The sequence below is a fragment of the Vibrio syngnathi genome, assembly GCF_002119525.1.
Classification (GTDB): domain Bacteria; phylum Pseudomonadota; class Gammaproteobacteria; order Enterobacterales; family Vibrionaceae; genus Vibrio; species Vibrio syngnathi.
Window position 1 is genome coordinate 1,955,217 of the sequence record NZ_CP017916.1, and the last position, 22,058, is coordinate 1,977,274.

The following is a 22,058-nucleotide window of genomic DNA, read 5'->3' on the forward strand; positions in this document are numbered from 1 at the left end:
ATATAGTATTTGGGATTTATGTTTTGTCAACATATTGATCCTCTCCCTAAAGACCATAGACAATACATGGTTGATATGCAAATGATAATCAATATCATCTATTATCACCAGTCAAATATGGAGCAGTAAGGTGAGTATTTCGAGTTCCGGTTCTAATGACATATCCATACATGATATGGAGTGGCAAGGCGTTACGTTAAGTGAAAGTGCCGCAAACAGAATTTCCCAGTTATCACATGGGCAAAAGCACTTCCACCTCACGGTTAAGTCCTCTGGCTGTACGGGGTTTGCATATGAAGTGGCGCTGATCGATTCGCCATCCGATGACGACATCAAGTACGAATCACATGACGTCATTTTCTATATTGCACTCAAAGCCCTACCTATGATCGATGGCACAGAGGTCGACTTTGTGCATCAGGGTTTAAACAGTAATTTTGTATACAAAAATCCCAAAGTGAAGAACCTTTGTGGATGTGGCGAGAGTTTTGGAGTTTAACCATGTGCGCATTAGAAACGCAGTCTGAAGCTAAAACGCTACTTGACGTTGAAACGCAACCAAAAATTGAAATGCGACCAAACGCTGAAACGCGACCTGAAATTGACACGCAGCCTGAAGTTACAGAGTTACTGCAGAGCAGTCACTATCGTGAAGGTTTCTACACTGAGTTATCTTCAGATACTTTGTCGAAGGGAATCAACGAACAAGTCGTTCGAGCAATCTCCGCAAAACGTAACGAACCCGAACACGCAGATACCGAAACCTATTTATCTTCTGCATATCAATTCCGGAAAACAAGGCGATATATCAAGCTACAGAAGCCATATTGAAGTCGCAGATCATGCGGAAGTCACCGTCATCGAACACCATGTTTCACAGGGAAGCGGTAGAGACGTAACACTATCTCGCTTAACACAACACGTTGGCTGCGGTGCTCACTACCATCACACTAAAATTGTCGAAGAAGCCTCAAATCAACATCATTTCGGTCATAACGATTTGGTGGTTAATGCGCATGCTAACGCCTACTCTTGTTGTTTGCTCTACTCCGGCCAATTGATACGACATCAAGTAAGTTCAGAGCTCAATGGCGAACAAGGTTTTGTTGCTATGGATAGTATTTCACTCCCCCAAGGTGAGGCGATTTTTGATACTCGCACCTATTTGAAGCACAACTCTCCTCACTGCCAAAGTGAACAAAATCATAAAACCATCGCTCGAAACCAATCTAAGTCTGTTTTTGATGGCATGATCTATGTTGACCCTATCGCGCAAAAAACAGATGGACAAATGGACACCCACAGTCTAATTCTAGGCGATGACGCCCAAGTAAACTCTAAACCTCAATTAGAGATTTATGCGGACGACGTCAAATGCAGCCATGGTGCGACAACAGGGCAAATCGACCCTAACCAAATCAACTACTTACGATCTAGAGGAATACCAAAAAAGCGAGCCAAACACATGATTACCTCTGCGTTTGTCATTGACGTTACCGATAGAATTAAACACCCCGCCCTAAGACAATCTGCGGTAGATAAAATCAATGCGTCACTCAATAAAGGATGTCCAAATGATTGATTCGAGCGAAAAGACAAGCCCTTGGTTTAACGACTTCCCGGCTCTAAGAACTCAAGTTTACGACAAGCCTTTGGTCTATTTAGACAGTGCTGCGACGGCCCAAACCCCTCAAGTCGTTATCGACCGCATGACTCAGTTCTATCAACATGATTATGCGAGTGTTCATCGCGGCGTCCATTATCTCAGCTCTAAAGCCACCGAAGAAATGGAACAAGTGAGAGAGAAACTTGCTCAGTTCATTTCAGCTCAATCCCGAGAAACTATTGTTTTTACCAAAGGGACGACAGAAGCCATCAACCTTGTTGCTAATAGCTATTTACGCCCTAGGTTAAAAGCGGGGGACGAAATCATCGTAACGGAGATGGAACATCACGCCAACCTTGTCCCCTGGCAGATGCTTTCTGAAATTTATAACGTCAACATTCGTGTTTGGCCAATGGCAAAAAATGGTTACTTAAATCTCAAAGACCTTGTCTCGTTAATGAATACAAAGACAAAACTGCTGGCGATTAGCCACGTGTCGAATGTTTTAGGTCGCACAAACTCTATTAAGACCATTGTCAAAGCAGCACATAAAGCAAAAGTCCCCGTGTTAGTCGACGGTGCTCAAGCTGTCATGCACCATGAAGTCAATGTGACGGACCTCGATTGTGATTTCTACGCCTTCTCTGGGCACAAACTCTATGGCCCGACAGGCATCGGCGTGCTTTATGCAAAAAAACACATCTCGACAACATGGTGCCATGGGAAGGCGGCGGAGCCATGATCGATCAAGTGACCCTGCCTTTGGGAACCTCGTTTGGCCAAGCTCCGTGGAAGTTCGAAGCGGGCACTCCGAATATTGCAGGCATTTTAGGTTTAGGCGCCGCTCTAGACTACATAGAAACTATCGGCTTCAAAGAGATCTCTGACTATGAAAAAAATGTAATGAATTATTTGGTGGAGAGCATTAGACAGATACCAGCAATAGAGCTCTATGGCGATGATGATAACCGCACGGGCGTTTTGGCTTTTAATATGAAAAATCAACACTCTTTTGATGTGGGTTCATTCTTAGATAGATATGGTATTGCGATTCGTACCGGGCATCTCTGCGCAATGCCCCTTATAAAACGACTCGGTCAGAACTCGCTGTGTCGCGCATCGATTGGCATGTACACAAGGCCCAAATACATAGACGCCTTGTGCCAATCACTAAAGCGAATCCACCAACTGTTAAGGTAGCTTATGTCCCCTGAAAAGCTCCAGAAAAACTTCGAGCGATGCGCTGACTGGGAAGAACGTTATATGTATTTGATAGAATTGGGGGACCGATTAGAGCCCTTCCCTGTGACAAAGATGAATAAAACACATCTTATCGCAGGCTGCCAAAGTAATGTATGGCTAGATCTTTCCATCAGTCAACAGAACAAAATGTCGATACAAGCGACCAGTGATTCCTCATTAGTTAAAGGTTTGCTGGCATTGGTTTTGATCGCCTATAACAACCAAAAACCCGAGAGTATTCTACAGTTCGATATTAAAGGCTGGTTCCGTCAGTTAGATCTAAAATCTCAACTTAGCCCCAGTCGGAGTCAAGGTTTAGAGGCCATAATAAAACACATTCTGTGTCACGCTCGGGCTGTTTAACCTTCAATAAACAATAGCCCAGCATGATTAGATCACGACATTTTGCTTCTTCTAAAAAGCGAACATAAAAAAGCCCCAACCTAAGTTGGGGCTTCGTTTTATCTATTTAGCTAACTATCATTACAGCTTAAAACGGCTGATTTCACTTTCTAGTTCGTGAGACAGTTCAGAAAGTTGAGCTGCTTGCTCTGCCGCTTGATGCGCTTCGCCTGCTAGCTCGTTAGATACGTCACGGATCCCTTCAGTGTTACGAGTAATCTCAGACGTTACTGAAGCTTGCTCTTCTGCAGCAGAAGCGATTTGAGTCGCCATGTCGCTGATGCGTTCAACTGCTGAGTGAATTTGCGTTAAGCTTGCAGCCGCTGAGTTTGAGTCATCAACACTGGTTTCAGCAAGGGTACGGCTATCGTTCATGATGCTTACCGCTTTGCCCGTGGTACCTTGTAGCAATTCGATAGTTTGTTGAATCTCTTGCGTTGAGCCGTGTGTACGTTGGCTCAGAACACGAACTTCATCAGCAACAACCGCGAAACCACGACCTTGTTCACCAGCACGTGCCGCTTCAATCGCCGCGTTCAGTGCAAGTAAGTTTGTTTGCTCTGCAATACCTTGGATATTAGACAAGATAGCGTTAATGCTGTTGCCGTGCTCTTCAAGCTCTAGAATCACGTTTGTTGCGATTTGAACTTCTTGTGCAAGATTCTGAATAGAGCTTTGAGTTTGTGTCACTTGACCCGTGCCGTGCTCACATGCACCAACTGCTTCAGATGAGTTCTGTGCAGTTTGGTCGGCGTTACCCGCGATCTCTTGTGTAGCTGCTGCCATTTCGTTTACAGCGGTTGCTACCATATTAATTTCGTCTTGTTGCATCTGAATACGCGCACTACGCTCTTCAGCTTGAGAAGCTGTTTGACGTGCTTGGTTACCTAGTGCAGCAGACACTTCACTTAGCTTGAGTACCATGGTGTGCATGTTGCCCACAAAATGATTGAAATTTGCCGCAAGTTTACCAATTTCGTCATCACTTTTAAGCTCAAGACGTTGAGTCAAGTCGCCCTCGCCTGAAGCAATTTCTTCAAGTGCTGCTGAAACGCGGTTTAAGTCGCGGAATAGGAAACTAACCAACATAGAAACCAACACGATAACGATCAGAGTAATTACAACCGCTGTAGTAATGAGTTGCGTAAGAAGTATTGAGTGATTCGCTTCTTCTGTTGCTTTGTCCATCTGAACTGCGAAAATCCAGTTAGTGTTAGGCACATTAGTGAAGTAAAGCAGCTTCTCAGCACCGCGCTCTTTGATGATCTCGATGCTACCCGTACGCACTGCGTTTTCGATGATAGGCATAGAAATGTCGTTTGAAAGCTGGCTTACAGGCTTAAGGCTCAGTGCTGAGTCTGGGTGTGCTAGGAATGTGCCGTCAGAGGCATCAATGAGCATTGCGTAAGCGTTGTCACCAACATCTAAGCTGATAACATCGTTGACTAGTTGATCAATAAGTACATCCGCACCAACAACGCCAACAAACTTACCGTTATGACGAACAGGTTCAGCAATCGTAACTAGAAGCGCTTGGGTAATCGCATCTTGATAAGCGGTTGTAATAATTTGCTTACCGGCTGCGTTTGCTTCTTGGTACCAAGGGCGTTGACGAGGATCGTAATCTGCACGATTACGCTCAGGATGTGAACGGTACATTCCGCCTTCTGGAGTACCTAAAAAGATATCGTCAAAGCCACCCGCTACACGAGCTTGCTTAAGGAAAGGAACAACATCATCCTCTCGTGAAAAGTCATTAAACGCTGATGCGATATCCGTGCGAATATCAATCCAGTTTTTAATACCTTCAGATGCTGCTTCAGATACGCTTTCAGCTCGTTGGTATACGCCATTACGAGTCTCTTCAAATAATTGGTTTGCTGATAACCAAGTCAAGGCTGTTGCCATGACGATAACAGCAGATAGGCTAGCACCTATCAACTTCTGCTTAAGTGTTAATTTCATTAGTAAGTTTCACGAGTGGTGGAAAATCTAGCGAATACTACCCAATTTAAGTAAACGATTCGAGCTATTTCACAGTTTTACATCACATTATTTTGCAATAAAACCAAAAACTTATCTTTCGCCAATTACTTGGCTTTTCGCCAAATTCAAGGCGCCATTTCAACGACAATCCCTACGACATATACGGTTCATCAGGCTGTAAAACGGATACAAAAAAGGCAGGAGAGTTTCCTCTTCTGCCTTTCTTTTTACTTTATATTCGACTTCAACTAAATGGAAAGTCGATTAACGATCAGTCTATCGCTTCTCTGTGCGCATACCCATTAGCAAGCTAACACACATCAGTAATAGAATGATGGTGAATGGCAATGCCGTCGATATTGCGCCTGCTTGTAGAGCCTGTACTGCTTCTGTACCGCCAACCCACAATAGAGCCACAGCGATCGCACCTTCAAGGAACGCCCAGAACACACGTTGAGGCACTGGCGTATCAACTTTACCACCCGCGGTGATGCTGTCGATAACTAGAGAGCCTGAGTCAGACGATGTAATGAAGAATACTAGAACTAAGATAACCGCAATGATTGATAGCAGCGTACCGAACGGTAGAGCATCAAACATTTGGAACATCGCTAGTGATACATCAGTCAAACCATCTTGACCAAGGATACCAACGTTATTCACGATTTGGTCAATCGCCATGCCACCAAATACTGACATCCAAATGATAGTAACAGTCGTTGGAACAATCAGAACCGCTGTGATGAACTCACGAACCGTACGGCCTTTAGAAACACGCGCGATAAACATACCTACGAATGGTGACCATGAAATCCACCAAGCCCAGTAGAATACAGTCCAGCCGTGCATCCACGCTTCATCTTCACGACCATGAGGATTACTCAAAGGAATGATGTTTTCAACGTATGCCATAAAGGTTGTTGGGATAGAACCTAAACTCACCGCATAGCCGATTAGAGCCACTAAGATAAGCAGTAGGAAAGCAACCAACATGTTGATGTTACTGATAACTTTAACGCCGCCATCAATACCGCGAAGCACTGACACGACCGCTAATAACGTTACTACGGTTATAACAACAACTTGTAACCCTAAGCCAGCCTCGATTCCGAAGACATGTTGAATACCACTTGCTGCTTGTTGCGCACCTAAGCCCAGCGACGTCGCCAAACCAAACAGCGTTGCAAGAACCGCCAGAATATCAACAATGTGACCAGCCCAACCCCACGCTCTATCACCCAAGATTGGGTAGAAAATAGAACGAATAGAAAGAGGCAATCCCTTGTTGTAAGAGAAAAACGCAAGTGACAGTGCTACTACGCCATAAATCGCCCAAGGGTGTAGACCCCAGTGATACATGGTTGCACCTAGCGCCAACTTAGCAGCTTCTGGTGTGTTTGGTTCAACACCTAACGGGGTTTCAAACCAACCCGTGAAGTAAGCAGCGGGTTCCGCCACACTCCAGAACATTAGGCCGATACCCATACCTGCGGCAAACAACATCGATAGCCAAGACATGAATGAGTAATCTGCCGTCGCATCAACACCACCAAGGCGGATTTTACCATACGGAGAAACAATTAAGCCTAAGCAGAAAACAACGAAAACATTACCCGACCAAATGAACAGCCAATCAAACGAATTGATGATCTGGCCTTTAACGCCATCTAGTGCTGCCTTTGCTGAAGCGGTATCTGTAATCAGAATGCCGATCAGGAACAAAGCAATAAGTCCTGCACTGATACCAAATACTGGGTTATGAACATCAAAACCCCATTTTTGGACGTTATCTTGACCGACAGTGTAATCCGTACTGTCGATACTGTATTTATCTATACCTTTAGTCATTATCCCTCTCTACGGAATATTGATAGGGTCTGTTGACCTTACTATCCCTTACTTACTTGTGACTGAATCACAAACTCGAACACACGATCCAAGTAATACAAGCTGTTGTCACAATAATTCAAATACTTGGATGTCTGAAGTTTAGCAGGTTAACTTATTGTTTTCAGTAAACCAGAATCGGTTCGATTAATTTTCCAACAAAATTCACGAAATCACTTAAGTATATGACGAAAAAAAGGCCGACCCTGTCGACCTTTATTCAGAAAATACTTTTAGCTCAAAGCATTTTGCTGGTTAACTAATTGATTTTCAGTTCGTAAACCTAACAATAAGCTTAGGCACATAAGCAATAATATGAACGCAAATGGTAGCGCCATTGATACCGTTCCAGCTTGCAGTGCTTGAATGGATTCCGTACCGCCAACCCATAATAGAACGGCTGCAATCGCACCGCCCATCAACGCCCAAAATACACGTTGAGGAACAGGGGCATCAACTTTACCGCCAGAAGTAATGCTGTCGATAACTAATGAGCCTGAATCTGACGAGGTGATGAAGAACACCATAATCAAACCAATCGATACTACAGAAAGCACAGAACTCATTGGCAGCGCATCATAAGTGTGGAATAGAGAAAGCGTAATATCTTGCAAACCATTCACGCCTATCTCACCCACCTTGTTCGCCACTTGATCAATCGCGATACCACCGAAAATAGCCATCCAGATGATGATTACTGTCGTTGGGATGAACAATACAGCGACGATGAATTCACGAATAGTACGACCTTTAGAGATACGCGCGATGAACATGCCTACGAATGGTGACCAAGACATCCACCAAGCCCAATAGAATACCGTCCAACCCTGCATCCAAGTTTCATCATCACGACCATGAGGATTACTTAGAGGAATAAAGTTTTCAATGTAGCCCATTAGCGCGGTTGGGATTGCTTTAATACCCGCCATACCACCAGCGATCGTTACGAAGATAAGCAAGCCCAAAGCAACCAACATGTTGATGTTACTTAAAACCTTCACGCCACCGTTAATACCGCGAACCACTGACATTGTTGCTAAGAAAGTGACCACTGCAATAACAATCAGCTGCATGCCAATACCACCATCGGTACCAAACACATGGTTAATACCACTGGTTGCTTGCTGTGCGCCTAGGCCAAGCGATGTTGCAAGGCCAAATAGCGTAGCCAGTACCGCGACGATATCAACGATATGTCCAAACCAACCCCAAGTTCTGTCACCGAGTAGCGGGTAAAAGATTGAGCGAATTGAAAGCGGTAAGCCTTTATTGAATGTGAAGAAAGCGAGGGCTAGAGCAACAACCGCGTAGATTGCCCAACCGTGAAGACCCCAGTTGTAGATGGTTGCACCTAATGCCAACTTAGCCGCTTCAGGAGAATAAGCTTCAACACCGAGCGGTGTTTCATACCAACCAGTAAAGTAAGCGACGGGTTCAGCTACACCCCAGAACATCAGGCCAATACCCATTCCTGCGGCGAATAACATCGACATCCAAGACAGGTTAGAGTGCTCTGCTTTGGCATCATTGCCACCAATACGTATCTTGCCATACGGGGAGACAATGAGGGCAAAACAGAAGATAACGAAGATGTTGGCTGCCCACATGAAGAAACCATCGAAGTTACCGATGACTTTCCATTTGATTCCATCCAGTGCCGCTTTTGCGGTTTCTGGATCTGCGACTAGAAGTGCAACTAAGAAGACAATGATCGCTCCTGCACTGATTCCAAATACTGGGTTATGAACATCAAAACCCCATTTCTGAACGTTATCTTGTCCTACTGTATAATCGGTATTTTCAATACTATACCTATCTTTTACAGGCTCCATGTTTCCTCTCTAATTGGTAGCGCACAGTTTGCAACATTGCATTCGGCGCTTAAATTTCGAAAAGAAGGATATCAACCTGTCGCAAAAATACTAAAAAAACCGCCAAAAATCAGGCATAAATTACAACTTTAGTAATTAAATTACACATTTAATGTAATTTAGCGTAAGATCACTCTACAAGCCCAGAATTAACAGCATATTTAGCTAGCTCTGCCGTAGAGTGAATATCCAGCTTATGCTTAATGTTTTGTCTGTGTGTTTCTACCGTTCGGTAACTGATATTTAAATCCTTCGCGATCTCTTTACTGCTCTCCCCTTTTGCCACCAATTTCAACACCGCTTCTTCACGTCTGCTCAATGGATTCTTGACGGATTGCGTGGGAGTAATCGGCTGAGTAAACAAATTCTGTGTGACTTTTTCACAGAAATAGGTCGAGCCTTGATTGACCGTTTTGATCGCCTGGACCATTTTTTCAGCTGAAATCTCTTTCAACATATAGCCGACGGCGCCCGACTGCATCACCTTCATGATGTATTCACGGTTGTTATGCATGGTCAGCATCAGCACCTTGGCATCGGGGTCTTCTTCTTTAATCAGGTGGGTTGCGTCAATGCCGTTCATGATAGGCATGCTAATATCCATCAATACCACATCGGGCCTTAGAGACTTAACAACCTCTACCGCTTCTAAACCATTACTGGCGGTGCCTATCACGCAAATATCTGGCTCGAGTTCCAATCTCGCCATAAAGCCATCCAGTACCACTTGGTGATCGTCAGCGATCACAACTCGAATAACTTCACTCATTCATTAATCCCTCTAGTGTCAGTAACACTGTAATTTCCGTTCCGAGGCCAATCTCACTCATCAGCTCAAAATCACCACCGATAAACTCCACCCGCTCTCTCATATTGCGCAGACCGATCCCTCGTTTTTCCATCGCTTTATAGGTGTTGAAACCGACACCGTTGTCTTGGATTAGAAGCTGTAACACGTTGCCAATTTGCTGTGCGATAACCGTTACTTTGGTCGCTTGTGCGTGTTTCTCTATGTTATTTAAGGACTCTTGCACCACTCGATATAAGGTCGTCGCCGCTTCTGATTTCAACTTGCCCGGTTGTGTAGCAAACATGGTTTCTACTTCTATGCCCGAGTGCGCCTGAAAATCTAACAGCAATGAAGACAGCGCCGCTTCTAAGCCAATATCATCCAGTGAGCTTGGACGAAGTTGATGCGAGATGTGCCTCACCTCTTCGATCGCTCGCATCAATGAATGCTGCGACTTATTCAAATGCGCTTTGAGGTCTTCATTTTGTAACTTATTACCAAGTAGTTCTAAGTGGCAACGACTTGATACTAATAATTGATTAATACCGTCATGTAGCTCTCGCGCTAAATGCTTCTTCTCGTCTTCTTGGAACATCACCGTTTTATGGGCGAGCTCTTTTAAATTATTATCCGCAATTCGATGTTCATGCATGTTAATGGCCAACGTCAGCACGATAATAACCGCCACCGTCACGCTAAGAATCACCACAATAGAGAAGAACGTGGTTTCAATATTCTTGTTGATCGCAGCCTGCATCGAAGCCACTTCTTGGTGCACGTCTTCAATATACAAACCCGTGCCAATCATCCAATCCCAACGCTCTAACCAAGCGGCGTAACTCAGCTTAGAGACCACTTCCCCAGTCGAGGGCTTTTGCCACAAATACTGGTGGAATCCTCCTCCGGTTTGCGCCTCTCTTAGCAGAGCTTCGATCAGAAAATCACCATCTTCATCTTGCAATTGAAGCAGATTTTTTCCAATCAATTCCGGCTGTATCGGATGAACCAAGTTGGTTCCGTGGCGATCATATGCGAAGAAATAACCATCAGAGCCATATCTAAGTTTAGACAATATGGTTCGAACTTCTTTTTTGGCTTGCGCTTCTTTGATATCGGGGTCGTTGTAGATATGTTCGATCGCATCGAATGCGAGGTCGACCGTGTCTTTGAGGGCGTTTTCACGCGACTTGATTAGGCTGTCCCTGAAGATCTCGACCTCTTTCGCACCCAGCGTCTTGGTTTGGTGTAACGAGATCCAACTTATGCTCGCCGTGACCAGTAGCAACGGGAGTAGCGTCAGCAAAATCAGCTTAGCTTTTAGAGGCATTCCTTTCCCTCACAAAAAACGGCTTACTGAACATCAATAAGCCGTTTTACTTTAGCAATTTATAGATAGCCGTTGAAACATATCATTCACATTCTTGGCTTCACTCACATTCCATAGAAAGAAGGGAAAGCGAGAAGTGATCCAAGTACGAGGATTTGAATCAGAATGAACGGCATCACGCCTCGGTAGATGTCTTTTGTGGTGACACCTTTCGGCGCAACCCCTTTCAAATAGAACAAACTAAAACCAAATGGCGGCGTTAAGAAGGAGGTTTGTAGGTTCATCGCGATAAGGATAGCGAACCAAGTCATGTTGATGCCCATCAGTTCAGCAACAGGCGCAATGATCGGCACGATGATGAAACAGATTTCTACGAAGTCGATGAAGAAACCAAGAATCAAAATCACCAACATGGTAATGATCAAGAAGCCCCATTTTTCACCCGGCAACTGCAGCATCCACTCTTCAACTAGATAATCACCGCCAGTATAGGTAAACGCCATCGAGAATGCCGTCGCACCAAGCAAGATAGCAAAGACCATTGCCGTGACTTTCACCGTTTCTTTGGACGCTTCATACACCATCGACCAACTGAATTGACCGTACAGCAAAGCAAGTACTAAGGCACCCGCGCCACCTAATGCAGCTGACTCTGTCGGCGTGGCAACACCCGCGAAGATAGAGCCCAATACGACAATGATCAGCGCGAGTGGCGGTACGATAGCTTTCAGTGCATTGATGACTTCTTGTTTACGACTAATTGAGTCATCACGTTCAATTGGTTGAGCCGCTTCTGGGTTAAGCTTTGCGTATATCAAGATATAAACGATATACGCGCCCACCAACATGACACCCGGCCAAATCGCCGCTTGGAACAAGTCCCCTACTGGCACACCGAGTACATCACCTAATAAGATCAGTACGATAGAAGGCGGAATGATTTGCCCTAACGTGCCAGATGCACAAATAGTGCCGCAGGCTAAGCCTTTGTCGTAGTTGTACTTGAGCATAACTGGCAACGAGATAAGACCCATGGCAACCACAGAAGCACCTACTACGCCCGTTGAAGCCGCAAGCAGTGAACCCACAAGTACCGTCGAGATAGCAATACCACCACGAACACCACCAAACAGTCGTCCCATTGACTCTAGCAACTGCTCAGCAAGCTTGGTCTTTTGTAGAACAAGCCCCATGAAAACGAACAATGGAACGGCCATCAGCACCGTATTTTCCATGATCGATTGAATTCGATATGGCATGAAGGCGAACATTTCGATGCCTTCAGCCCAAACACCAAAGATTAACGCGATACCACCAAAGGTGAACGCGACCGGGAAGCCAAGTAAAAGTGCAAACAAGGCTACGAAAAACATTACTATTCCAATCATGTTCAGCCTCTACTTATTCTTTGTATGAATATTGTTTGCATGCGTGTTATTTGCATGGATAAGGTGCGGATTAAAAATCTTGTTCAGTGAATGCAGGATTAAACCTACGCCACTAAGCGCCATTAAGAAAAATGATAGCGGGATCATGGCTTTGATGATCCACCGAGATGGCAGGCCACCCGGGTCACCTGAGGTTTCGCCGAGGTTATAACTCTCTTTGGCAACATCAATACCAAACCAAGCAACCAGCAAACAGAAAGGCATCAGAAAGATCAGTGTGCCTAGCAGGTCAATAATGGCTTGTGCCTTGAAGCTCAATTGTTCGTAGAACACATCCACTCGCACATGGCCACCAGCCTTGATGGCATAAGGAACACCTAATAGAAAAACGGCTGAGAAAAGGTGCCATTCCATCTCTTGGAAGGCGATTGAGACATCATTGAAGGCATATCTCATGACAACGTCATACACAACGTTAGCGATAAGTAGAATAAACAACATACTGGAAAGCCATCCCAGTGCATCACCGATACGATTAAACAGGCGTTCAATATAAATTAGACTTCGCATTCCCGACTCCATGGAATTTGAAAAGGCATCGCGCAGTACAACTAACCCAACTAAAAACGATTCAGTTTATAGCTAGCAATAGGCACGACGTAGAAAGGGTTCTTGGGCGTATTACAGGATTTATCCTGCTTAGGGAGTGTTAACCTTTCGTGGTTAAATTTTGTTCGAGATAAAAGCGTTTTAATCGCGGCGAGGGGGAAGTAGCCTAGTCATTCTAAGCAAATCTCCCTCAACAAAGAGTAAAACGCTTTTAGCCGAACCCTTCGGGCAGCGTTTGCTGGTCATTTCTACTACGTTATCGGCTTCTCATGGAGGCTAGCTACACATCAAAGCCTCTGCCTTGTATAAATACCCTGCAACTCGCTGCAAAAATCAGCTCGAAAGGTCAACACGCCCTAGTTATTATGGTTAAAATGAACCCGCCGCTTAATCACTCTTCGTTATCTAACTAGAAAAGCTTTGGGTTCATTTAGCTTCAGTTCAAAAACTGTCGATTATTTCGCTTGGCTATTTAAATAAGCTCTGTGTGAAATATCCGTCCATGAACGTACTTGCTCTAGGTAGCTTGCTTGTGAAGCTTGAATCTCTTTTGCTAGTTCATCTTTCTCAGCATGCTTAGCTAATAGGCGATCATTTGCTTCTTTCAATGCAGCCATAACCTCTGGTGGGAAATCTTTAACTTGTACGTCTGGGTATTCTGTTTTCATTGAAACCCAGTTCTTGCCACTTTCGTGCGTTGCTTGTGTGTACATGTCGTAAGCCGCTGTACGCATTGCAACACGCAAGATTTCTTGTAGATCTTCAGGCAGCTTGTTCCATGTACGCTTGTTCACTAGGAATTGAAGCTCTGAACCCGGCTCATGCCAACCTGTGTAGTAGTAAGGCGCGATCTTGTGGAAGCCCATTCGTAAATCAAGTGATGGACCTACCCACTCTAGTGCATCGATTGTGCGACGCTCAAGAGACGTGTAAAGCTCACCAGGGGCAATGTTAGTCGGTTTAGCGCCTAGCTCCGCCAGAATCTCACCAGCAAAGCCTGGGATACGCATTTTCAGACCTTGTAGGTCTTCAACGCTGTTGATCTCTTTTTGAAACCAACCGCCCATCTGGATATCCGTGTTACCGCCCGGGAACGACATTAGGTTATGTGGAGAGTAAACCTGCTCCATCAACTCCATACCACCTCCGTGATAGAACCACGCATATTGTTCTGCTGGCGTCATACCGAAAGGCATAGAAGTGAAGTAAAGCGTGTTTGGAACTTTACCTTTCCAGTAATAAGAGCCTGAGTGACCCATGTCGTATTGACCAGACTTAACCATGTCAAAAACGCCAAGCGGTGCTTTGTGTTTGTTTGCAGAATCGATTCTGATTTGCAGTCGACCATTCGACATTTTCTCAGCCATCGCAGCCATATTTTTAGTTGCATCACCGAATACAGGGAAGTTAGGTCCCCATGTTTCAGCAAGCTTCAAGCGATAAACCTTATCAGCAGCAGTGGCACCAGTAGCGACCAAAGCCAAACAAGCGGCAGCAGTAACTGCAACGTTTTTAAAAACTCGTGTGAGGGAGTTAGAAATGAGACTCATATTCACGTCCTTTGTTGGGTTAACACTCTTTCTATGAGCATTTTTTATGATTCAACATAAGAGTGCACCTTGATGAGGCAACTAGATATCAGGGAGAGCACGCACGGCAGACCCACCCAAACTGCGCATTAGACCAAAGGATTACGTAGAACTACGTAGGAGATAATTGAGCTATGTCGGTTTTTAAGGGCTTACTCTATTCATCAGGGGAATGCTTATTGATAAGTACCTAAGTATTTATAATTAAATACCGTTAACAATTGATTGCCATTTCGTGATGAGGATCTATAAGCGCCATATCTCAAATACGCACCTGAATGAAACAAGCCAAAGGAAATCAAGGTTTCAGAAAATCAGACGCCCTACTTTGGTGCTTGCTGATTTGAAACATGGGATACACGAAAGACAAACTAATACCGTAAGGTGTTAATCGGTTGGACAAAGCTTCTGGGGCTGAGTTTAGGTTTGGGATATGGGATATGCATGATCCGCCAGATACAAAAAAGCCTCGAAATTCGAGGCTTAAAAACTTAACGAAGCGAATGTAATCCTACAGGATTAGATAGCTTTGTAGATAACCTTGTTACCTGCAAGTTGCTCTTTCGCTACTAGGCTTTCTTCAAGAAGTTTTTTCAATGCGCCTGTTGCCCATGAAGCTGCTTTCGCGTCTTCTTGACCAGCTGCTAGGCCGATACCTTTAGGGTTAATGCCTTCAGCATTGCTAACAACGATGTCTAGAACTTGTTGTTGCTTAGGAGTCAGTGCTACTGCAACTTCTTTCGTTGCTACTACTGCTTTCTCTACCGCTGGTTTTGCTGCTACAGTTTTTTCTGCTACAACTTTCTCTGCGACAGGCTTCGCTTTTTTCGGCGTTGCCACTGCTTTAACTACAGCCGCTTTAGTGCGTTTCTGCAGTTTAGCCTGCACCTTACGCTTATGAGCAAGTCTCATTGAATATTTCTCCAGTTCACTGCTCTTTTCGCAGTGGTGAAAATTTGAAGCGCGATTTATACCAAAAAACCGGACCTATTTGTAGAGTGAAGCGTCGAAAGTCGACGAAAAATACCGATATTGTCTACTAGCGTCTATTATTTAATCATCGACTTATCAATTTAGGGTCATATACACTGGTTATCCATCCAGACAAAAATATGAAAATTTGGTGTTGCCTATGGACACTCGTCACCTTACAAATTTCTCTTTACCTTCATTCAAACGTTCGTATCGTATTCTCGCCATCATTTTGGGCTTCGTTTGCTTGATCGTTGCGCTCTACAGTGACAACCCAAAGTTACTGATCGTGGGTGCTTTTTGCATTATTGCCCTGCTAGGAACTGGCTATTATTTAATGTTGCGCAGCAGAGTGATGTTCACCCTCACACCGACTCATTTTCAGCAACATTTTTATAAAGGCGGGTGGGTGTTAAAATGGAATAACATCCAAAAAATTGGGCTTTGTACCTATGATCAAGATGGATGGCACCAGCCGCTTCCTTGGATTGGCATCAAGGTTAAAGATTACTCGCCCTACCTCGATTCAATTTGTCCTAAAATCACCTGCGAGTTGTTGCTAAGCCAGCGAGCACTTTTGTATCTGGGCGCCAAGCAAGCAGGTAAAGAGTCAAACTTTGAAGATATGGTGCTCGACTCATCGCATTACCATACACGCTGCACTGAGAGCGGCTGTGTTGAATTAAGCCAATATAAAGAGTCAAAGAATGCCGACGAAGTGAGTTTCAGTGCTCAACCAACGCAAATTGATACGGATTCATCCGATGAAGCAAATAATCAAAACGCGGTGATCAAAGACTATTCAGGGTTACAGGCGATGCTTGCCAACAGGATGAAGTACCAAAGAGGCTTCCACGGTTATGACATTTTCATATCAACCCATGATTTGAATATAAGTGGGGAAGAGTTTGTTGGTCTGGCTCGACGCTACTTGGCGGCTGGCGAACGTCTTTCTGATTAAAAACAGACAAGTCTAGGAATAAGCTCGCACGCAATAAAAAAGCTTAGCTTTCATAACAAAAGCTAAGCTTCATTTTCAATCAATCGACGCCAATAATCGGTCGAAAAACCAAATACTTAATTAGTATAGCGGCATTTCATCCGCTACGAACGGGTTCGACACACGCTCGCGACCGAATGTCGATTCAGGGCCGTGACCCGGAACGAATGTAACGTCACTACCGAGTGGCCAAAGCTTAGTCTTGATTGAAGCGATAAGCGTGTTGAAATCGCCTTGTGGGAAATCCGTACGACCAATTGCACCGTTAAATAAAACATCACCCACAAACGCCATGCGCGCTTGCTCACTGAATAGCACAACGTGACCCGGCGTATGACCCGGTGTATGAATCACATCGATAACTTGGTTACCAAAGGTCACTTTGTCACCCTCTTCCAACCATGTGTTTGGTTCAAAAGCTTTGCACAGTGGGAAACCAAACATCTGGCTTTGATTCTCTAGGCCTTGCAACCAGAAGTTATCAGCCTTATGTGGGCCAACAATATTCACCTTCAAAATCTCAGCAAGTGGTACCGTACCGCCAACATGATCTAGGTGGCCGTGAGTCAGTACCAAGTTCACCACTTTAACACCGAGTTCTTCGATGATAGCAGCCAGTTGTTGAACATCACCGCCCGGATCGACAACGATGCCTTCCATTGTCTCATCACACCACACAATTGAGCAGTTTTGAGAGAAAGAGGTAACAGGGACAACTTGATACTTAAGAGACATATACAAACCTTAGAGGGCAAACTGAAATTTGGGCAAACTATGACATTGGATGTCTACTTTGACAAGTCCCTAGCATTCACTCGCAAATTCAGCTTAACGCTACCAACTGCGTGCAGGGCCAGTATCAATATGGATAAAGTTGCTACGCGCATAATAACCCACACCACCTGCGTTCAAGCTTTTGGCTACGTCTCTTAACTCTTTCAGATCGACGCCATCAATACGGAAATCGATCGCTTTACCTAACATATGGTAGCTCTTCTTGGCTACGCCACTCGACTTTGAGCGTAGTGCTTCATTGGTTACTGGAGAACGGTAACCAGAGATAATCTGAACTTCTTTTTGAATACCCAGAACATTTTGAATCTGTGTGATCTGATCAAACAGTTTTTTGTCCATAGGGTGAATTTCATTGCGGCGGAAATCGCGACATAGTTTGCTAAGGCGTGCCATCTCGTCACCAACATAGTTAGTACCATCGAAATAGCAGGTCTCTAATCGTTCACCTGTGTGAAGATTGTTCATGCTAATCGTTCTTGGTTGATCAGGGTATGAAGCAAAAGCGATAGAAGGAGTAATTGAGGCGACAACAGCGGTACCACCAGCGTAAGTCAGAAACTGACGGCGTGAAAATAAACTTTGAGACATACAACAAAAAAACCAATTATATCGAACGAAAAATGCACGATACATAATGAAAATTGCTGCGTCAACGTACAAAAACCGCCCAAAACGTTAGTATTTGTAACCTTTGCGCGGTTAGTTATTGATCCACATTATAATTTTATCAATAGAAGCTTAGTTGTCATTTTTTGGTCAAGATCACCCTCACTGGCTTCACTGATAATTAACCCCCCTCTTTATCATATTGATAGATGTCACCACGATACTGTATACCGCCTTCTTCAAACAATACGGTTTGATAGATGATATGCACGGGGATTCGCTTCTTGAGGCGAACCTTAGTATTAGGAGCAAGATCATCATTTTGGTTCGGTACTTTCCTTACCTTGGTAGCAAACAACAACTCAGCCAGCTCCTCTGCATGCTCAACACGTATGCAGCCGGAGCTATAAGCACGGAAGTCGTCATTAAACAGACCTTTACTTGGCGTATCGTGCAGATAGATCGCTCGCTTGTTAGGTGTGTTGAACTTGTACAAACCTAATGCATTACGCGAGCCTGCTTGCTGACGCATTCGATATGGGAAAGAATTGAAATTGATGGTCTGCCAATCGATCTCAGTGGTGTCGACCGTCTCCATAGTGCGCCAACCGTCAATCACTTGGAAGTTGTGTGTATCTAGATAGCTTTCGTCCGCTTTCACCTTAGGCAAGATGTCTTTGACCATGATTTTCCATGGCACATTCCAAGTCGGGTTTAGGATGACCGAATCGAGATTTATCTCTAAAAGTGGTGTTTTTCGCGACTTTCTGCCCACCACGACTTTGGACTCAAAGACCTCTTCGCCATCTTCCCAATACTTCATATCAAAACTAGGGACATTGACGACGATGAGTGAGTCTCTGTCTCGTGGCCACAAACGCACGCGTTCCGCATTCAGAGCCAATGAAGTCAATCGATCATCAAAGCTCATGTTGATCCATTTGATCGTATCTGGCCCGACGACCCCATCGTCTGTAAGGCCGTGCATGCGCTGAAAAGATTTAATCGCCGTTTGCAGATCTCGATCGAACTCGGGAAAATCGACCGCGATCATCGAGGTATCAACACCAACCAAAGCAATGCGCTCAACAAGAACCGTTTTGTCTGAAAGCTCGTCACCCAAGCGCTTTAAACCTTTCTGTCTATATCGTTCGATATTGAGTTCAGAGGCGGTTTCTAACACCGAATAGGTTGCTTTGAATTGGTCAAAATCCCCAACAGGCGGCGCGTAAGACAACACCATTTCCAATAAGTAATCATTGGCGACGCTGCTTTTCAATCTCATCAGAATATGCGGAGAAGGCGCGGGTAATTTGGAATGCAGCTTGCCCGAGAAGTACCACTCTTTACCGGCAAGTGGCGCATTTTCAACGTAGCTTAGGTAATAGATAAAAGTATCGGTGAGTAATATGTCCAACTCTTGCCATTGAGCATGGGATTGATAGTGACGAATTTGCTTGAGTTGTCGATCGAAGAGTGGTGCCATTTGAGCCTGTTCGAGAAGCGACAATTGGAATTCAAACGCTTTAACAAGTTCCGGTGAATCCCAAAGGATAGGAAGAGAAGAGTCTTGATAAATACTCTGGGTGAGCTCTGGATAAATCAGCATAAAAGAGAGTTCTGAATCAGCCGGAATGAAACGGCTCTCGTCAGAACTCGTATAGCTCCATGCATGCACAGAAACTAACACCAATAATCCACAGAAGTATTTTGCTAACATGCTTAACCCCATCACCAATCATCTCGTAAGTATGGCAAAGAAATAGGAGTAAGCATGTTATTTTTTAAGGAGTTTTATGAACTAGATTGCACTCCAGTGGTTATCCCACTGGACCGATGATTGCTGGGTTGATTTCTCATAAGGCTTGTGTTGGCTCACCACACTGCCCGCTCCAGAGCTGAGTCGAAACTCACCATCAAGCAGCACCGCACCAGAAGCATCAGACAGCGCAGAGAGTTCCACCAGTTCTTTAGTCTCTTTAGACCAAATACCATAACAGTTGCCTCTTGGCGAAGTCGCAATAATCCAATCATCTGACGCCGCAATACTGGCGATATAGTGATTGAACCTTGCCCATTGTTCAGGCTCTGCGTTCAGTGATTCAAACTGCCCGCCTTTGGTATGCATCGCCAACAGTGAAGGATACTCATCGGGCTCGCCACGATATTGTTGACCACATAGTACGGTTTCAGCACCATCATGCGCTAAGTGTCGAATACTCAGCTTCTTGTCCAGCAATTCAACCTGATCAAGCAACACACCTTGAGGAGAAACATAGCTCAGGCTCGGTTGCATTGAATTCAAGTTTTTCGGTGTTCTACCGTCAGTATGAACGCCGCCAACGCCTATCGCGAGATTGCCATCCGGCATGATGATCACTTCATGAGGGCCAATGCCAAAGCCAGTGAACTCCTCGACCTTACGATACCCTTGCGCGACATCGTAAACGCCAATCACGCCTTGGCTGCTGTCCGTTTTCCCTTCAGTGGCATACAGTAACTTGCCATCTAATGAGTAAACGCCATGACCATAGAAGTGACGATTAGTCCCTTTCACAACGAGCTTGATTTGCTCACCGTTTTTATAGTCAAACACCATAAAATAGTCACCAGGACGACGAGCAAACACCACCGCATGCGATGAGGCAGGGCAAATCGCAACGCCATGGCCACGATCGGGAATCGGCAACTGAGTTAATGGCATACCATATTCGTCAGCCACAACCGCTGAATATTGACCACGACCATTAAGCGCACAACCAATCAGTTGGGGATAATTCGACGCACTCACCCCATCCTTTCGACTCGCACAGCCAAATGGAAGCACAGGAATAGCTGCACAACCCAGTGCAGCCTTAAGTAGCGCTCTTCGCGTATTATCAGTCACCATCGGTAGCATTAAATCCTATTACGACACCAAGCTCTATCGCCACTTCTTCATGAATGAGGTACTTCAAACGTTCTAGTTTGTTGTATTGAGTCAGCACCTCTCGGTAACCTTCTTTGCTCTGCAACAGAGCAAACAAGCTTGAGTCTGTAGGCCAAGTATCTAGCGTCAATGTGAACTGGTCAGCAACACGGTCAGCAAGATTGTTTAAACCCTTTTCTCTTAATAAGCTATCAAGCCCACCACCGTCAGCGATGTAAAGCTTCTCAAGCGCCGCTACATTCGCTTTTAGTTGCGTCATCGAGGTTTGTGCACGCCATGATTCTGAGAAGTAAGGACGGGGATGACCGATTTTCGCCATCGGGCGACTCAGCTTTTTCATGCTGTAATCAAGTTGGTTGGTCAATAAAGCGATGTATTCCGACTCCCAGCGCATCTCATCCAGTGCTAGCCAAGGGTTAACCTGCCAGGCTTCAGCAATAGAGGCAGATTTCACAGCCAAATTTTGTGCGATAGCTTGTGAAGATAAGCAACCTACAGCTTTGTCTTGAAGCAGTGGTGATTGCTCGTCATACAGAGACCATTCCAACGCACCTAGCCCTTGTACTGTCACACTCTGCTGAGAAATCTCATCTTGAGACCAAGATTTGTCTTGCTGAGTCAACTGACGCATTTTAAGACCGGTGGTGTTCTTTTTGTCTGGCCAGAATTGAATATTCCAACTCTCTTCAAGCGCCGCTGTTGGACCTCTTTCCTGACCTTGAAGCGCCATCCAACTATTCATGGTGAGCTGCCACTGGGTTTTCAAAGCACCCAGTTCAACACTGTTGGTTTGGCAGTAACCCTGCATCAAGGCTTCTAGATCGTTGGCTTGCTTGGCAAATAGAACGGCTGAATCAAACTCTTGTTGATAGACACTGCGACTGATGTGATCGGTTGTATCTGCTTGATAAGACACACCATTAACCTCAGATGAAGCAGCTTGTTCAACCGATGATTGGCAGCCTGCCATGATTAATACCGACAAAGGCATTAACAAAAATTTATGCGTCATGCTGTTACCTTACTTCCTAATTTTTCTTTTAATTATATGAGTTCATT

At 44.7% G+C, this 22,058-nt stretch carries 18 protein-coding genes and 2 pseudogenes; 6 read left to right on the forward strand and 14 right to left on the reverse strand.

Going from position 1 to position 22,058, the window contains the following annotated elements; genetic code table 11:
- The first annotated feature begins 130 nt into the window (after nt 1-130).
- From K08M4_RS08925 to K08M4_RS08945, 5 genes and pseudogenes are all read left to right on the forward strand, one after another.
- Entirely contained in the window at nt 131-499 is a 369-nt protein-coding gene (locus K08M4_RS08925; RefSeq protein ID WP_086049625.1) for an iron-sulfur cluster assembly accessory protein, read from the forward strand.
- Nucleotides 475-747, forward strand: a pseudogene (locus tag K08M4_RS22305) (Fe-S cluster assembly protein SufB); the annotation flags it as partial. The gene K08M4_RS08925 and the pseudogene K08M4_RS22305, both read left to right, overlap by 25 nt.
- Nucleotides 650-1,582: a Fe-S cluster assembly protein SufD gene (sufD, locus tag K08M4_RS08935; RefSeq protein ID WP_232460206.1), complete on the forward strand. Its 933-nt coding sequence runs from the start codon at nt 650-652 to the stop codon at nt 1,580-1,582. The pseudogene K08M4_RS22305 and the gene sufD, both read left to right, overlap by 98 nt.
- Nucleotides 1,575-2,806 (forward strand): annotated as a pseudogene (locus K08M4_RS08940) (SufS family cysteine desulfurase). Before sufD ends, K08M4_RS08940 begins: the two are co-directional and overlap by 8 nt.
- 3 nt (nt 2,807-2,809) lie before the next feature.
- Entirely contained in the window at nt 2,810-3,211 is a 402-nt protein-coding gene (locus K08M4_RS08945) for a SufE family protein (RefSeq protein ID WP_086049626.1), read from the forward strand.
- Nucleotides 3,212-3,331: 120 nt separating this feature from the next.
- On the opposite strand, the gene K08M4_RS08950 is transcribed toward K08M4_RS08945, so the two are convergent.
- The 9 genes from K08M4_RS08950 to K08M4_RS08995 all read right to left on the reverse strand — a co-directional run bounded on the left by K08M4_RS08950 (nt 3,332) and on the right by K08M4_RS08995 (nt 15,609).
- Complete coding sequence (locus tag K08M4_RS08950; RefSeq protein ID WP_086049627.1) at nt 3,332-5,215, reverse strand: methyl-accepting chemotaxis protein; 1,884 nt, start codon at nt 5,213-5,215, stop codon at nt 3,332-3,334.
- A gap of 297 nt (nt 5,216-5,512) precedes the next feature.
- Nucleotides 5,513-7,084, reverse strand: a complete 1,572-nt coding sequence (locus tag K08M4_RS08955; RefSeq protein ID WP_017093820.1) for a BCCT family transporter — start codon at nt 7,082-7,084, stop codon at nt 5,513-5,515.
- 272 nt (nt 7,085-7,356) lie between these two features.
- Nucleotides 7,357-8,955 carry a BCCT family transporter gene (locus K08M4_RS08960; RefSeq protein WP_086049628.1) on the reverse strand — a complete coding sequence of 533 codons (1,599 nt, stop codon included), beginning with the start codon at nt 8,953-8,955 and terminating at the stop codon, nt 7,357-7,359.
- Nucleotides 8,956-9,124: 169 nt separating this feature from the next.
- Nucleotides 9,125-9,763 carry a response regulator transcription factor gene (locus K08M4_RS08965; RefSeq protein WP_086049629.1) on the reverse strand — a complete coding sequence of 213 codons (639 nt, stop codon included), beginning with the start codon at nt 9,761-9,763 and terminating at the stop codon, nt 9,125-9,127.
- Nucleotides 9,756-11,111 carry a cache domain-containing protein gene (locus K08M4_RS08970; RefSeq protein WP_086049630.1) on the reverse strand — a complete coding sequence of 452 codons (1,356 nt, stop codon included), beginning with the start codon at nt 11,109-11,111 and terminating at the stop codon, nt 9,756-9,758. The genes K08M4_RS08965 and K08M4_RS08970 overlap by 8 nt, the downstream gene beginning before the upstream one ends.
- Nucleotides 11,112-11,215: 104 nt before the next feature.
- Nucleotides 11,216-12,499 carry a TRAP transporter large permease gene (locus K08M4_RS08975; RefSeq protein WP_017083881.1) on the reverse strand — a complete coding sequence of 428 codons (1,284 nt, stop codon included), beginning with the start codon at nt 12,497-12,499 and terminating at the stop codon, nt 11,216-11,218.
- Between the two features lie 9 nt (nt 12,500-12,508).
- Complete coding sequence (locus tag K08M4_RS08980; protein ID WP_086049631.1) at nt 12,509-13,081, reverse strand: TRAP transporter small permease subunit; 573 nt, start codon at nt 13,079-13,081, stop codon at nt 12,509-12,511.
- Between the two features lie 482 nt (nt 13,082-13,563).
- Entirely contained in the window at nt 13,564-14,658 is a 1,095-nt protein-coding gene (locus K08M4_RS08990) for a TRAP transporter substrate-binding protein (protein ID WP_086049632.1), read from the reverse strand.
- 558 nt (nt 14,659-15,216) lie between these two features.
- Complete coding sequence (locus K08M4_RS08995; protein ID WP_086049633.1) at nt 15,217-15,609, reverse strand: MarR family transcriptional regulator; 393 nt, start codon at nt 15,607-15,609, stop codon at nt 15,217-15,219.
- A gap of 220 nt (nt 15,610-15,829) precedes the next feature.
- On the opposite strand from K08M4_RS08995, the gene K08M4_RS09000 reads away from it, so the two are divergent.
- Complete coding sequence (locus K08M4_RS09000; RefSeq protein ID WP_086049634.1) at nt 15,830-16,630, forward strand: DUF2982 domain-containing protein; 801 nt, start codon at nt 15,830-15,832, stop codon at nt 16,628-16,630.
- 120 nt (nt 16,631-16,750) lie between these two features.
- Here the strand turns inward: K08M4_RS09000 and K08M4_RS09005 are convergent, their stop codons facing one another.
- The 5 genes from K08M4_RS09005 to K08M4_RS09025 form a co-directional block, all read right to left on the reverse strand.
- Nucleotides 16,751-17,404: an MBL fold metallo-hydrolase gene (locus K08M4_RS09005; RefSeq protein ID WP_086049635.1), complete on the reverse strand. Its 654-nt coding sequence runs from the start codon at nt 17,402-17,404 to the stop codon at nt 16,751-16,753.
- A 99-nt stretch (nt 17,405-17,503) separates the two neighbouring features.
- Nucleotides 17,504-18,052 carry a peptidoglycan L,D-endopeptidase MepK gene (gene mepK / locus K08M4_RS09010; protein WP_086049636.1) on the reverse strand — a complete coding sequence of 183 codons (549 nt, stop codon included), beginning with the start codon at nt 18,050-18,052 and terminating at the stop codon, nt 17,504-17,506.
- Between the two features lie 199 nt (nt 18,053-18,251).
- Nucleotides 18,252-19,790 carry a L,D-transpeptidase family protein gene (locus tag K08M4_RS09015; protein ID WP_086049637.1) on the reverse strand — a complete coding sequence of 513 codons (1,539 nt, stop codon included), beginning with the start codon at nt 19,788-19,790 and terminating at the stop codon, nt 18,252-18,254.
- An 81-nt stretch (nt 19,791-19,871) separates the two neighbouring features.
- On the reverse strand, nt 19,872-20,960 hold the full coding sequence (locus K08M4_RS09020; RefSeq protein WP_086049638.1) for a DUF1513 domain-containing protein: 1,089 nt from the start codon (nt 20,958-20,960) through the stop codon (nt 19,872-19,874).
- Nucleotides 20,950-22,011 (reverse strand): imelysin family protein, encoded by a 1,062-nt coding sequence (locus K08M4_RS09025; RefSeq protein ID WP_086049639.1) that lies wholly within the window; start codon nt 22,009-22,011, stop codon nt 20,950-20,952. Before K08M4_RS09025 ends, K08M4_RS09020 begins: the two co-directional genes overlap by 11 nt.
- Between the last annotated feature and the right edge of the window lie 47 nt (nt 22,012-22,058).

Bases quoted from the DNA above. Each gene is read 5' to 3' on its own strand.
- K08M4_RS08995 (WP_086049633.1), bottom strand. From the start codon at position 15,609: ATGAGACTTGCTCATAAGCGTAAGGTGCAGGCTAAACTGCAGAAACGC.
- mepK (WP_086049636.1), bottom strand. From the start codon at position 18,052: ATGTCTCAAAGTTTATTTTCACGCCGTCAGTTTCTGACTTACGCTGGT.
- K08M4_RS08955 (WP_017093820.1), bottom strand. From the start codon at position 7,084: ATGACTAAAGGTATAGATAAATACAGTATCGACAGTACGGATTACACT.
- K08M4_RS08980 (WP_086049631.1), bottom strand. From the start codon at position 13,081: ATGGAGTCGGGAATGCGAAGTCTAATTTATATTGAACGCCTGTTTAAT.
- K08M4_RS08965 (WP_086049629.1), bottom strand. From the start codon at position 9,763: ATGAGTGAAGTTATTCGAGTTGTGATCGCTGACGATCACCAAGTGGTA.
- K08M4_RS09005 (WP_086049635.1), bottom strand. From the start codon at position 17,404: ATGTCTCTTAAGTATCAAGTTGTCCCTGTTACCTCTTTCTCTCAAAAC.
- K08M4_RS08975 (WP_017083881.1), bottom strand. From the start codon at position 12,499: ATGATTGGAATAGTAATGTTTTTCGTAGCCTTGTTTGCACTTTTACTT.
- K08M4_RS08960 (WP_086049628.1), bottom strand. From the start codon at position 8,955: ATGGAGCCTGTAAAAGATAGGTATAGTATTGAAAATACCGATTATACA.
- K08M4_RS08950 (WP_086049627.1), bottom strand. From the start codon at position 5,215: ATGAAATTAACACTTAAGCAGAAGTTGATAGGTGCTAGCCTATCTGCT.
- K08M4_RS09020 (WP_086049638.1), bottom strand. From the start codon at position 20,960: ATGGTGACTGATAATACGCGAAGAGCGCTACTTAAGGCTGCACTGGGT.
- K08M4_RS08990 (WP_086049632.1), bottom strand. From the start codon at position 14,658: ATGAGTCTCATTTCTAACTCCCTCACACGAGTTTTTAAAAACGTTGCA.
- K08M4_RS09025 (WP_086049639.1), bottom strand. From the start codon at position 22,011: ATGACGCATAAATTTTTGTTAATGCCTTTGTCGGTATTAATCATGGCA.
- K08M4_RS09000 (WP_086049634.1), top strand. From the start codon at position 15,830: ATGGACACTCGTCACCTTACAAATTTCTCTTTACCTTCATTCAAACGT.
- K08M4_RS08970 (WP_086049630.1), bottom strand. From the start codon at position 11,111: ATGCCTCTAAAAGCTAAGCTGATTTTGCTGACGCTACTCCCGTTGCTA.
- K08M4_RS08945 (WP_086049626.1), top strand. From the start codon at position 2,810: ATGTCCCCTGAAAAGCTCCAGAAAAACTTCGAGCGATGCGCTGACTGG.
- K08M4_RS09015 (WP_086049637.1), bottom strand. From the start codon at position 19,790: ATGTTAGCAAAATACTTCTGTGGATTATTGGTGTTAGTTTCTGTGCAT.